The organism is Halomonas sp. Y3 (assembly GCF_024137965.1).
GTDB classification, from domain to species: domain Bacteria; phylum Pseudomonadota; class Gammaproteobacteria; order Pseudomonadales; family Halomonadaceae; genus Halomonas; species Halomonas mongoliensis.
In genome coordinates, this window is the sequence record NZ_CP099975.1 from 352849 (window position 1) to 365788 (window position 12940).

10 protein-coding genes are annotated in these 12940 nt (G+C 69.8%); 2 read left to right on the top strand and 8 right to left on the bottom strand.

Annotated elements, in window-relative coordinates:
• Positions 1 to 46 precede the first annotated feature (46 nt).
• The 6 genes from NHL60_RS01720 to dctP all read right to left on the bottom strand — a co-directional run bounded on the left by NHL60_RS01720 (position 47) and on the right by dctP (position 7014).
• Positions 47 to 1117, bottom strand: a complete 1071-nt coding sequence (locus tag NHL60_RS01720; RefSeq protein WP_253448140.1) for an ABC transporter ATP-binding protein — start codon at positions 1115 to 1117, stop codon at positions 47 to 49.
• Positions 1117 to 2724 (bottom strand): iron ABC transporter permease, encoded by a 1608-nt coding sequence (locus NHL60_RS01725; RefSeq protein ID WP_253448143.1) that lies wholly within the window; start codon positions 2722 to 2724, stop codon positions 1117 to 1119. The genes NHL60_RS01720 and NHL60_RS01725 overlap by 1 nt, the downstream gene beginning before the upstream one ends.
• Before the next feature lie 53 nt (positions 2725 to 2777).
• Positions 2778 to 3776: an iron ABC transporter substrate-binding protein gene (locus NHL60_RS01730; protein WP_253448146.1), complete on the bottom strand. Its 999-nt coding sequence runs from the start codon at positions 3774 to 3776 to the stop codon at positions 2778 to 2780.
• 238 nt (positions 3777 to 4014) lie between these two features.
• Complete coding sequence (locus tag NHL60_RS01735; RefSeq protein ID WP_253448149.1) at positions 4015 to 5349, bottom strand: TRAP transporter large permease subunit; 1335 nt, start codon at positions 5347 to 5349, stop codon at positions 4015 to 4017.
• Positions 5346 to 5846 (bottom strand): TRAP transporter small permease subunit, encoded by a 501-nt coding sequence (locus NHL60_RS01740; protein WP_253448152.1) that lies wholly within the window; start codon positions 5844 to 5846, stop codon positions 5346 to 5348. Before NHL60_RS01740 ends, NHL60_RS01735 begins: the two co-directional genes overlap by 4 nt.
• 64 nt (positions 5847 to 5910) lie before the next feature.
• On the bottom strand, positions 5911 to 7014 hold the full coding sequence (gene dctP / locus NHL60_RS01745) for a TRAP transporter substrate-binding protein DctP (protein WP_253448155.1): 1104 nt from the start codon (positions 7012 to 7014) through the stop codon (positions 5911 to 5913).
• 348 nt (positions 7015 to 7362) lie between these two features.
• Here dctP and NHL60_RS01750 point away from each other — a divergent pair, with 348 nt between their 5' ends.
• Positions 7363 to 9555, top strand: coding sequence for a tRNA(Met) cytidine acetyltransferase TmcA (locus NHL60_RS01750; protein WP_253448158.1), 2193 nt, complete (start codon positions 7363 to 7365; stop codon positions 9553 to 9555).
• A 35-nt stretch (positions 9556 to 9590) separates the two neighbouring features.
• The gene (locus NHL60_RS01755) at positions 9591 to 11051 is read left to right on the top strand and encodes an aminoacyl-histidine dipeptidase (RefSeq protein ID WP_253448162.1); all 1461 of its coding nucleotides are present in this window, start codon (positions 9591 to 9593) and stop codon (positions 11049 to 11051) included.
• An 84-nt stretch (positions 11052 to 11135) separates the two neighbouring features.
• Here NHL60_RS01755 and NHL60_RS01760 read toward each other — a convergent pair whose 3' ends face one another.
• Both NHL60_RS01760 and NHL60_RS01765 read right to left on the bottom strand, forming a co-directional pair.
• The gene (locus NHL60_RS01760) at positions 11136 to 11609 is read right to left on the bottom strand and encodes a Dps family protein (protein WP_253448165.1); all 474 of its coding nucleotides are present in this window, start codon (positions 11607 to 11609) and stop codon (positions 11136 to 11138) included.
• A gap of 135 nt (positions 11610 to 11744) precedes the next feature.
• Positions 11745 to 12881 carry a glycerate kinase gene (locus NHL60_RS01765; RefSeq protein WP_253448168.1) on the bottom strand — a complete coding sequence of 379 codons (1137 nt, stop codon included), beginning with the start codon at positions 12879 to 12881 and terminating at the stop codon, positions 11745 to 11747.
• Positions 12882 to 12940 lie beyond the last annotated feature (59 nt).

The window sequence follows — 12940 nt, forward strand, 5'->3', positions numbered from 1 at the left end:
ACCGCAGCTGCGGTGGCGTTCCTGTTTGCGCGGTAGGTGCCGCTGGCTAGTCCCTGAGCACCGTGGCGGTGCGCTGGGGCTCCAGGCTGACCTGCTCGCCCACCTTCCACAGGCTGTGGCTGGGGGTGATGGCGCAGAACTGCTGGCCGTGCTGCTCCAGCAGGTAGAAGCAGTCGTGGCCGCGGAACTCGCGCTCCACGATGGTGGCGCCCTGGCCCTCGGGGGCCGAGGAGAGGGAGAGGTATTCCGGGCGCAGCGAGAGGCGTACCGGGCCGCGGCGGTGGCTGTCGATGGCCACCGGGCCGAGGGCGGTGCGGGCGATCTCGCCGTCGGCCTCGCCCTCCAGCAGGTTGGTGTGGCCCAGGAACTCCGCCACGAAGGAGGTGGCCGGTGCCTGATAGATACGCTCGGGGCGGTCCACCTGGATCAGCTGGCCATAGTGCATCACCCCCACCTTGTCGGCGAAGGAGAGCGCCTCTGCCTGGTCATGGGTGACCAGGATCACCGAGGTGCCGGCGGCCTTGAAGAGGCGGCGCACCTCCTTGCGGGTCGACTCGCGCAGGGCGGCGTCCAGGTTGGAGAAGGGCTCGTCGAGCAGCACCAGCTCGGGTTCGGCGGCGAGCGTGCGGGCCAGGGCCACGCGCTGCTGCTGGCCGCCGGAGAGCTGATCGGGCATGCGGGCGGCAAGGTCCGCCAGGCCCACCAGGTCGAGCCACTCCCGGGCGCGGGCCGCGCGCTTGGCCTTGGGCACATGGCGCATGGCGAAGGCGACGTTCTCGCCCAGACTCATGTGCGGGAAGAGGGCGTAGTCCTGGAAGACGATGCCGATGCGGCGCTGCTGGGGCGGCAGGCGGGTCACGTCCTGGCCGCGCAGCATGATCTCGCCCGCATCGGGGCGCTCGAAGCCGGCGATCATGCGCAGGGTAGTGGTCTTGCCGCAGCCGCTGGGCCCGAGCAGGGCGAGGATCTCGCCGTTGTCCAGGGAGAAGCTCACGTCCTCCACCGCCAGCGGATCCTGGTGGCGATAGCGCTTGTGCAGCCCGCCCACCGAGAGCAGGGGTTCCGGCAGCCGGGTCGGCACGCCCTGGGGGGCGGCCTTGAGGTTGAGGTTGGACATCATTTGCCCTCCTTGGTGAGCAAGAGGCCCACGGACAGGCTGGAGAACACCACGATGGCGGCGGCAAAGGGAGCCGCTTCGGCCAGCATGCCTTCCGAGGTGCGAGTGAAGACGGTCACGGCCAGGGTCGTGTAGCCGGTGGGGGCCAGCAGGAAGGTGATCGGCAGCTCCTTCATGCACAGCACGAAGACCAGCACCACGCCGGCCAGGATGCCGCGGCGCAGGCGCGGGAAGATCACGTGGGTGAAGGTGCTGATGGGGCCGTGGCCCAGGGAGTGGGCGGCCTCCTCCATGCTCGGCCGGGTCTGCAGAAGGGCGCTGCGGATCGGGCCCAGCGCCAGCGCCAGGGAGGCCATGGCCCAGGCGATGATCAGCATCGCCAGGGTCTGGTAGAGGAAGGGCGCGGTACGCAGGGAGAAGAACACCATGGCCAGCGCCAGGGCCAGCGGCGGAATCGCATAGCCGATATAGGCGGAGCGCTCCACCAGGGTGGCAAAGGGTGAACGGTAGCGCACCGTCAGGAAGGCGATGGGCAGGGCAAAGGCCGCGGCCAGCAGGGCCGCCGGCAGGGCCGCGCCGGCGGAGCGCAGCAGGGTGCCGGGCACCCTGGCGAAGAAGCTGAGGTCAGGCGGTGCCAGCAGCAGCCAGTAGGCCAGGATCATCACCGGCAGGCCGATGGAGGCGGTAAACAGCGCCACCAGGTAGGGCCAGGCCAGGAAGCGTGCCCGGCCGAGCGGCTGGGGCGTCAGCGGGCGGGCCACGCCGGTGCCGATGCGCGCCAGCTTGCGCTTCACCACCAGGCTGTCGAGCATCACGAAGCAGGTGGCCAGCGCCAGCAGCATCAGCGCCAGCCAGGCGGCGTAGACGCGGTCGAAGGCGCCGGAGTACTGGGTGTAGATGGCGTAGCTGAAGGCCTCGTAGCGCATCAGCGCCACGGCGCCGAAGTCGCCCAGCACGTAGAGGGTGATCACCAGCCAGCCGGCCATCAGCGCCGGCATCAGGTGGGGCAGGGTCACCCGGCGGAAGATCTCGCCGCGGGAGTAGCCCAGGCTCCGCGCGCTCTCCTCGAGGTTGCCGTCCAGGCCGCCCAGGGCAGCGCGCAGGTTCAGAAACAGGTAGGGGAAGGTATAGAGGGCCAGGGCCAGGGTGGCGCCCCAGTAGCCCTGGAGGCGTGGCAGCTGGAAGCCGGTCAGCTGGGCCAGCACTCCGTAGTTGCCGCCCAGCCCGATCAGCGCATAGGCCATCACATAGCCGGGCACCGCCAGAGGCATCACCCCCAGCACGGTCAGGGTCCTCTTGAAGCGGATATCGGTGCGGGTGACCAGCCAGGCCAGCGGAAAGGCCATCAGGGTGGTCAGCGCCACCACCCCGGCGGCCAGGGCCAGGGTGTTGATCAGCAGCTGCAGGTTGCGGGGGCGGAACACCAGGTCGACCAGGGTGGCGCTGTCGGCCTCGAAGGCCCGCAGTCCCAGATAGACCAGAGGCACCAGCATGGCCCCTGCCGCGATCAGCGAGGGCAGCAGGATATGCAGCGGAACGCCGCGCGGCAGCAGCCGGGGAAAGCCCGGTGCGCGGCGCGGCGAAGTGGTCGGGTGCGTCTGGTTCATGATGTCTCGTCAGTCAGGACCTGCCGCCCATGGGCGGCAGGTCGCGGCAGGGCTTACAGCAGGCCGGCCTCGCGCAGCAGGTTGAGGGTGCCCTCGAGGTCCTCGAGGTCGTCCAGGTCGATCTGCGGGGAGACCTCCAGCAGGCGGTCGAAGTCCTCGAGCACCGGGTTCTGAATCACGTCGCGGGTGACCGGGTACTCATAGACGTTGCCGGTGAAGTACTGCTGGGCGGCGGGGGAGAGCAGGAAGCGCACGAACTCCACGGCGGCCTCCTGGTTGCTGCTGCTCTCCAGCACCGCGATGCCGGCCACGTTCACCAGGTTGCCGATGTCGCCGTCGGCGAAGAAGGCCTGTTCCACCGGGAACTCGGCGTCGGAGCCCAGGAAGCGGGGCAGGTAGTAGCTGTTGACCAGGGCGAAGTCCACTTCACCGTCGGCGATGCCCTGGACCTGGGTGGTGTTGTTGCGGAAGGTCACGGCGCCGTTGTCCTTCATGCCCTCGAGCCATTCGAGGGTGCGCTCGTCACCGTGCTCCACGCGCATGGCGGTGATAAAGGACTGGAAGGAGCCGTTGGTGGGCGCCCAGCCCACGCGGCCCTCAAAGCGCTCGTCGGTGAGGTCGAAGACGCTCTCGGGCAGCTCATCCTCGCTGGTCCGCTCCGGGGAGTAGGCGACTACCCGGGCGCGGCCGCTGGCGGCGACCCAGTTGCCGGTTTCGCTGGTATAGATGCCGGGCAGGCCTTCGTAGATGTCCTCGGGCAGCGCGGCCAGCAGGCCGGCCTTGCTCAGGGCCCCCATGGCGCCGGCGTCCTGGCCCCAGTAGAGGTCGGCGGGAGAGCGGCTGCCCTCCTCCTGCAGCAGCACCGCCAGCTGGGCGGTGTCGCCGTAGCGCACGGCGACGCTGATGCCGGTGTTCTTCTCGAACTGGGAGATGATCGGTTCGACCATGGACTCGCCGCGGCCGGAGTAGAGGGTCAGGTCGGCGGCGGATGCCAGGGGCGCGGCCAGCAGGGTGGCGGCAACGGCGGCGGAGGCGAACAGAGACTTCTGCATGTCTGGATGATCCTGTCGTTGGCGATTTTGGATCCGCTCTGCGGCGGTTAAGGTTCCACTGCCAGTCTTGGTCTATCGGCACGATAGCAAAATTCTTGTCTGCTGCAAATGATAATGATACGCAAAAGGGTTTTCATGACATGCGTCAACACTTCTTGCTGCCGACTCGTTCCCTGCAACAAAGGGCGCCCGCCGTGCATGGCACGGCGGGCGCCCTTATCGACGGCAGTGAGCGGCCTCAGTAGCCGAGCAGCGCCGACGGCAGGCCGGTGACCAGCACCGGGAAGAAGGCCATCAGCAGGCAGGCGAGCACGATCAGCGCCACGAAGGGCAGCACCGCCTTGTAGAGATCGACGATCTCCACCCCCTTGGGCGAGACCCCCTTCATGTAGAAGAGCGCATAGCCGAACGGCGGCGTCAGGAAGGAGGTCTGCAGCACCACCGCCACCATCACCACGAACCACAGCACGTCGACGCCCATGTCGGCGACGATCGGCAGCATGATCGGGAAGCTCAGCAGCACGATGCCGGTCCAGTCCAGGAACATGCCCAGCAGGAACACCAGGAACAGCATGAAGATCAGCGCCCCCACGGTGCCGCCGGGCATCGCCATGACCAGGTCGTTGATCACCGTCATGCCGCCGCCCCGGGAGAAGACCCCGGTGAAGGCGGTGGCCCCCACCAGCACCAGCATCACCATGGTGGTGGTCTTGCCCGCCTCGATCAGGGTGCGAAAGCAGGTCGTGAGCTTGCGGTCGCCGAAGATCAGGAACAGCAGGAAGGCGATACCGACGCCGATGGCCGAGGCCTCGGTGGCGGTGGCGATACCGGTGAACAGCGAGCCCAGCACGCCGAGGATCAGCGCCATGGGGGGCAGCACGTACTTGGCCAGCATGACCAGCAGCTGCCCGGTCGAGGTCTCGGCACGCTCCTCGGCGGGCACCGGCGGGCCGTAGCTCGGCTTGATAAAGCAGATCGTCAGCACATAGAGGGCGTACATGGTGCCCAGCATCACCCCCGGCACCAGGGCGCCGGCGAACAGCGCGCCCACCGAGACCGGCGAGTAGCTGGCCATCAGGATCAGCATGATGCTCGGCGGAATCAGGATGCCCAGGCAGCCGCTGGCCATGATCACCCCGGTGCTGAGCTCCTTGTTGTAGCCGTGTTTGAGCATCGGGACCAGCGCGATCATGCCCATCACCGCGATGGAGGCGCCGACGATGCCGGTGGTGGCGGCCAGCAGCACCGAGACGATGACCACGGTGAGCGCCAGGCCGCCGCGCAGGTTGGCCAGCAGCAGGCGCATCACCGCGAACATCTTCTCGGTGACCCCGGAGTCGTTGAGGAAGCGCGCCATCAGCACGAAGAGGGGAATGGCCACCAGGACATAGTTGTCCATGGCGTTGCCATAGATGTTGTTGATGATGGTGCCGAGCACGCGCTCGCCGGGGCCCAGGTAGGCGCCGATGACGGCGACGCCGCCCAGCACGAAGGCCAGCGGGTGGCCCATGAACAGGCCGATCAGCAGCCCGCCGAACATCACCAGGGTGAGCAGTTCGGGACTCAGGTTCATGCGCTCTCCTCCCGCAGCTGCTGGATGGCACGGATGACGATGGCAATGGCCTGCAGGCAGATCAGGAAGGCCGCCACCACGATGACGCCCTTGATCGGGTAGACCGGAATCGACACCACCCCGTAGGTGGTCTCGCCGCGGCTGTAGGAGCGCATGAAGAAGCTCCAGCCGAGCGTCAGCAGCATGTAGATGAAGGGCACGAAGAAGATCAGGTAGCCGAGGATCTCGACGACGGCCTGCTTCTTGCGCGAGAGCAGGCGCTTGAGCACGTCGACCTCGACGTGGGCGTGATGGCGCAGGCCGTAGGCGGCCAGCAGCATGAAGTGGGCGCCGAACAGCATCTTGGTGATGTCGAAGGCCCAGTCGCTGGGCCGCCCGGTAAAGAAACGCAGGGCGATATCGTAGAGCACCACCAGGGTGATGACGGCGATCAGCGGCGCGATGATCCGCCCGAACACCTCGTTGAGCGTATCGATCGCCTTGGCAATCGCATTCATGGGAACAGTCTCCGGCGTCGGAACGCAGGCCGCCCCGGGCGGGGCCGGGGCGGCGGCAGGGGCCTTACAGGCAGGCTTCGATCTCTTCCAGGGACGGCAGGTCGTCCATGACGCGGCTCATGTTGAACGGCGCGGAGATATCACGCCAGGTCGCGTAGTGCTCCAGATAGCTGATCATGGAGTGGTAGACCTTGGCGTGATCCGGGTGCTCGCAGGCGCCGCGCAGGATCACTTCGTTGGTGATCCCCTGGATGCGCTCGAGCTCCTCCTCGGAGAGCGGATGGATCTGCACGCCCGCCTCGATGAAGTTCTCGGTGCCCTCGGTGGAGCCGCGCTCGGACCAGGCCAGCGACCAGGCCATGGTGGCGTCGGCGGCGATCTTCAGCTTCTCCTGGGTCTCCTCGGAGAGGGCGTCCCAGGCGTCCTTGTTGATCATTACCCCGAAGACGCTGGCGGACTGGTGCCAGCCGGGCACCGACCAGTGCTCGACCACTTCGGCGAAGCCGGCATTGTAGTCCACGCCCGGGGTAGAGAACTCGGCGGCGTCGACCACGCCGCGCTCCACCGCCTGGTAGATCTCGCCGCCGGCCAGGTTGACCTGGGAGCCGCCGAGCTGCTCGAGCACGCGACCCTGGTCACGGCCGGAGAGGCGCAGACGCTTGCCGTCCAGGTCGGCCAGGCTCTCGATGGGGGTGCGGCCCATGAAGCCGGATTCGTTGTTGGTGATGCCGTAGGGCAGGTAGACCATGTTGTACTGGCCGTAGATCTCCTGGTAGAGGTCCCAGCCGCCCCACTGCTGGATCCAGTTCAGGTAGTCCACGCCGTTGAAGAGCATGGTGGTGGTCGCCAGCGGCGAGAAGGCCGGGTTGCGGCCCGCCCAGTAGCCGGGCCAGTCGCCCGCGGCCTCGATGCTGCCGGTCTCGGTGGCGTCGAACACCTCGGTGCCGGGCATCAGGGTGCCGCCGGCGCGGAATTCGATCGTCAGCTCGTCACCGGCCAGCTTGTTGACCATGTCGGCCCAGTGGCGGTCGATCTGGATCAGGTCCAGGCTGTCCGGCCAGGTGGTGGTCATGGTCCAGCGTTCCTGGGCCTGGGCGGTAGTGGAGAGGGCGGCCAGGGCCACGCCGGCGGCCAGGCCGGTGAGGGCGAACTGGGTCATCTTCTTCATGTGGTGCTCCCTGTGCGGGCTATTGGTGTTGGTCGAGAAGACGTTGCGGGTGCCGGGCCACCCCCTGTTGTGTCACCTTGGTGGGGCGGCGGCGCCTGCGTCCGGCAGTTGACCGGTCGGGCAGGCGTGGCAGCCTAGCCAAGCTAGCACGCTGCCACTGTCATAATCGATAGCCTGCTGGAGACGCCTCCTGGGGTGCCAATACGGTGGGGGCGATGCCTCGGGGAGTGCTGATTATCATTTTTTATCAGTGTGTTAAGAGCTTGCTGGGGTGCCGGAGATGAGGCCGGCAGCGTTGAATGAGGCGAGCATTGCGACCATGGTCGTAGATGCTGTCGGGAGGAATGCATGGGGAAAGCCGCTGAGGGTGAGCCTCTCCTGAGGGAGCGGGTAGCAGCGCTCGTTGATCGGGCCGGCGCGCTGGCGCGTCAGCGCTGGCGCGGCCTGATATGGCTGACCGGCGAGGCCCCGGCCTGCCGCGCCGCGGCCCTGGCGCTGTGGCAGGCCGGGGTCTGGCGAGCTCCGCTCTGGGTGGCCCCCGAAGCGCCGCCGGGGCTGGCCGACGGGGAGCGCCTGGCACCGGGCAGGGCTCGCACTCGCCTGGGCGGCGAGCAGGACCTGCTGGTGGTGGATGCGGTGTCCGAGGGTGCCGGCTTCGACCCCGACGCCTTCGGTGCCCTGGCAGGCACCCTGCGCGCCGGCGGGCTGCTGGTGCTGATGACCCCGCCGGACTGGGGCGCGCGCCCCGATGCCGACTACGCCCGCCTGGCCGAGCACCCGTTTCTGCCGGAGCGGCTCAGCGCCCGCTACCTGGCGCGCCTGGCGCGTCTGCTGGGCGATGCTGCCGAGGTGATCCGCTGGCGGGCGGGGGAGGCACCTCTCCTGCCGCCCCTGTGCGAGGCGGCCCCGGCGGTGCTGGCCCCCGCTGGGGATCCCGACTGCCTGACCGCCGATCAGGCCGAGGCGGTGGCGCGGCTGGTGGGGCAGCGTCGGCGGCGCCCGTTGGTTATTACCGCCGACCGCGGTCGCGGCAAGAGCGCGGCCCTGGGCATTGCCTGTGCCCGCCTGCTGGCCGCCGGCGAGCGCGAGGTGCTGGTCACCGCCCCGCGCCCCTCGGCGGTGGAGAGCCTGTTCGAGCGCCTGGCGGCGCTCTGCCCCGAAGGGCAGCGCCAGGGCACCCAGTTCTGCCTGGCAGAGCGGCGGGTGCGCTTCGTGGCGCCTGATGAGCTCACCCGCCAGGCTCGCCTGGGCGAGGTCGGCGGTGCCGGCGCCCGGCTGCTGGTGGACGAGGCGGCGGCGATCCCCGCCGCTCTGCTCGGCGAGTGGCTGGGCGCCTTCCCGCGCATCGCCTTCGCCACCACGCTGCACGGCTATGAGGGCTCCGGGCGCGGCTTCGCGGTGCGCTTTCTACCGCGGCTTACGCGGGAGGCGCCCGGCTGGCAGGGCGTGCACCTGGGCGAACCGATCCGCTGGGCGGCGGATGATCCCCTGGAGAGGCTGATCAACCGGCTGCTGCTGCTGGACGCCGAGCCGTTGGCGCCGCCGCCGGAGGCTGAGGCGGTCTGGCAACGGGTGACGCCCGCCGAGCTGGCGGAAGATGAACCCCTGCTGCGCTCGCTCTTCGGCCTGCTGGTGCAGGCCCACTACCGCACCACGCCTTCGGACCTGCGCCGCCTGCTGGATGGCCCCGGCGCCGGCATCGGGGCGCTGATGGCCGATCGCTCCCCGCTGGGTGTGGTACTCACCGGCGACGAGGGGGGCTTCGATGCCGAGCTGGCCGAACGGGTGGCCCGCGGCGAGCGCCGCCCCCGCGGGCACCTGATGGCCCAGTCGTTGGCCGCCCACGCCGGCAGCCGGGAGGCGCTGACGGCCAGGCTGCGTCGCGTGGTGCGTATCGCCGTGGCGGAGCCCCAACGACGCGCCGGGCTTGGCTGGCGGCTGATCGAGGCGGAGGCGGAGCGGTCTGGCCGGGAGGGCATCGACCTGCTGGGCTCGAGCTTCGGCGCCGAACCCGGGCTGCTTGCCTTCTGGCGCTCCCTGGGATTTGTCACCCTGCGCCTGGGGCTGACCCGGGAGACCGCCACCGGAGAGCATGCGGTGATGGTGGCGCGCCCGCTGACCGAGCAGGGCGAGGCGCTGGTGGCAGGGCTCGCCGCGCGCTTCCAGCGAGCCCTGCCGGGGCTCTTGGCCTTCGAGCTGTGCGAGCTGGAACCTGAGGTTGCTGCCGCCCTGCTGGCGGAAGGGGCGGGCTCGGCGCCGGGCGCCGATGACCGCCGCGACGCCGAGGATGTGGCCTTCGCGCAGCGAGAGCCGGCCTTGGCCCGTCCGGCACTGCAGGCGCTGGTGCGCCACGCTCTGGCCCGCGGCGTGCCGGCAAGCGATGCCTCGCTCTGCCTGCTGGTGGCCTGGGGGTTCCAGGGCTCGAGCGCCGAGCGGCTGGCCGCCCGGCTCGGCGTCTCCGGGCGCCGGGAGGTCACCGCCCGGCTGCGCCAGGCCGTGGCGGCGCTGGTTGAGGCCACTTCCCCTGCCAGCATGGGCTGAGTAAGGTAGGCCGGTTATCGTGGAGCAGACATCTCATGAACGAACATCTCGAACGGCTCGAGCCGCAGCCGCTGTGGCGTCACTTCCGCACCCTTTGCAACACGCCGCGCCCCTCCGGGCACGAGGCGGCGCTGGTGGCGATTCTCGAGCAGTGGGCCGACGAACAGGGGCTCACCCACGACCGTGACGCCTTCGGTAACCTGCGCCTGTGCAAGCCGGCCACGCCGGGGTGCGAGGGCGCCCCCGGGGTGATCCTCCAGGCCCACCTGGATATGGTACCCCAGGCCAATGCCGGCTCCAGCCACGACTTCACCCGGGACCCGATCCGCACCCGCATCGGCGACGACGGCTGGCTGCGTGGCACCGACACCACCCTGGGCGCCGACAACGGCCTGGGTGTGGCCGCGGCGCTGGCCATCCTCGAGGATGACACCCTGACCCACGGCCCGTTGGAGGCGCTCTTCACCCTGGAGGAGGAGACCTCCATGGGCGGGGCCCTGAACCTGGCCGAGGGGTGGCTTGCGGGACAGTTGCTGCTCAACCTGGACTCCGAGGACCGCGGCGAGGTCTATATCGGCTGCGCCGGCGGGGCCGATGTGGTGGTGGAGGCCCAGCTGCCTACCGCTCCTGTCGCCGAGGAGGAGGTCGTGATGCGGCTCGCTCTGACCGGACTGAAGGGCGGTCATTCGGGCATGGATATCCACAAGGGACTGGGCAGCGCCAACCGCCTGCTGGTGCGGGTGCTGCGCGCCCTGGAGGGCTGCGAGGTGCGCCTGGTGGACTATCATGGCGGTACCCTGCGCAACGCCCTGCCCCGGGAGGCCTTCGCCGTGCTGGCCCTGCCCGTCGACCAGCGCGAGGCGGCGTTGGCGCGGGTGGCGGCCCTGGAGGCGGAGCTGCGCGCCGAGCTGGCCGGGGTCGACGAGGGCCTGACGCTGGCGCTCGAGCCGTCGGGGCAGGCCGCCGAGGAGGCGCTTACCGCCCAGGCGAGCCACCTGCTGGTGGCGGCGCTGCACGCCGCGCCCTGCGGGGTGGAGCGCATGAGCAGCGAGGTCCCTGGGGTGGTGGAGACCTCCAACAACCTCGGGGTGGTCAACCTGGAGGCGGGCCGTTTCTACCTCTGTGCCCTGGTGCGCTCCCTGCGTGACAGCGCCACCGCCGACCTGGCCGAGCGCCTCAAGGCGCTCTTCGAGCTGATCGGCGCCCGGGTGCGGGTGGAGAACGCCTACCCGGGCTGGACGCCCCAGCCGGACAGCGAGCTGCTGGGGCGCTTCTGTCGCCTGCACCGCGAGCGGCTGGGCAGTGACCCGGCGGTCAAGGTGATCCACGCGGGTCTCGAGTGCGGCATCCTCGGCGGCAAGTACCCGCACCTGGAGATGATCTCCTTCGGCCCGCTGATCCGCGGCGCCCACTCCCCCGACGAGCGCGTTGAGATCGCCTCGGTGGCGGAGTTCTGGGACCTGCTGCGGGCCCTGGTCGGGGACCTGGCCCGCTGAAGGGGCCGCCGTCGAGGCATGAACGACGACACCGCCCGAAGGCGGTGTCACGCGGTGCCGGATACTGCCGGCTGCTGCAGTGGCTCAGCCGAGGTAGGCGTTGAGCATCCAGACGGTCTTCTCCTGCTCGCGGATATAGTCCCCGGCCTGGGCGGCGGTGCCCTCGTCGTCGGCGTCGGAGGCCAGCGAGAGCAGCTCGCGCTGCAGTTCGATCAGGGTCTGGAAACCCTGCAGGGTGCCGCGCACGCAGGCCTCGCCGTCGGTGACATTCTTCTCCTCGGCGATGCGTGACATGGTCACGTAGTCGCTGTAGGCGTGCACCGGCTGATGGCCCAGGGTCAGGATGCGCTCGGCCACCTCGTCCACCTTGGTCAGCAGGTCGGTGTAGAGCTCCTCGAACTTGGCGTGCAGCTCGAAGAACTGCGGGCCCTTCACGTTCCAGTGGTAGCCGCGCACGTTCATGTAGAAGATCTGGTAGTTGGCCAGCAGCTCGTTGAGCTTCTCGGCCAGCTGGCTGGCGCTGCCTTCGTGCAGGCCGATGGTATTGGTGTTGCTCATGCGGATACCTCCTTGATCGCGATGGGAAAAGTGTACTCCGGCGCCCATACTTCGGTGGAGTCACTGGTGAACATGACCACCATAGCCGATTTTGATGAGATGCAGGTGAGCGAGGCGGATTTCAAGTGAGCTGGGTCAGGGCTTGCCCGCGGTGAAGAGTCGCACCGTGCTCTCGGCTCTGTCGGCGAGCAGCTCGGCGCAGCGCGCCAGCGCCTCCTCCAGTGGCATGGGGCCGTCGGCCAGGGCGAAGGCGGCGGTGATGCCTTCCTCGTAGGACGCCTGCCAGCCCGGCGCCAGGCGGCCGGCCAGCACCGCCACGGGTACGCCCTGGGCGCGGGCCGCCCGCGCGACCCCGATCGGCGTCTTGCCGGCCAGGCTCTGGCCGTCCAGCTGTCCTTCGCCGGTGATCACCAGGTCGGCATCGGCCAGCAGCGCCTCGAAGCCCGCCTGAGCCATGATCAGCTCGATGCCGGGAGTGAGCTCGGCGCCCAGGAAGGCCCGAGCAGCAAAGCCCATGCCGCCGGCGGCGCCCGCGCCGGGAAGGTCGCGATGGTCCTGGCCCAGGGCGGCGGCGCTGACGTCGGCGTAGCGTGCCAGGGCGGCGTCCAGTCGTCGGACATCCTCGGGACCGGCGCCCTTCTGGGGGCCGAACACCGCGCTGGCGCCGCGCTCTCCCAGCAGCGGGTTGTCCACGTCCACGGCGGCTTCCACCCGAAGATGGGACAGTCGCGGGTCCAGCCCCGAGAGGTCGAGCTCGGCCAGCTCGACCAGGGCCGCCCCGCCGGGGGGCAGGTCGCGGCCGGCGCCGTCACGCAGCCGGGCGCCCAGGGCCACCAGCATGCCGGCGCCGCCGTCATTGGTGGCGCTGCCGCCCAGGGTCAGCAGCAGCCGCTCGGCGCCGGCGTCCAGCGCCGCGCGGATCAGCTCGCCCACGCCATGGGTCGTGCTGTGCAGGGCGGTGCGCTCCTCCGGGGCCAGGGCCTGGATGCCGCTGGCCTCGGCCAGCTCCACGAAGGCGATGCGCCGCTTGGGCAGCCAGCCCCAGTCGGCGCGAGTGGGGCGGCCCAGGGCGTCCTGTACGGTGATGCTGCGGCGTTCGGCGCCGGTGGCGGCCAGCAGGGCGTCCAGGCTGCCCTCGCCGCCGTCGGCCAGAGGGCACTCGATGAGCTGGAGGCCGTCTCCCAGGCGGCGAATGCCGCAGGCGATGGCGCGAGCGGCGGCGGCGGCGGGAAGGGCGTCCTTGAAACTATCCGGGCAGATGAGAATCTTCATGGAAGGCTCGCGGCAGGGGGTTGCCCCCAGCTTAGCGCCGAGGTGCGACGAGCTGAAGC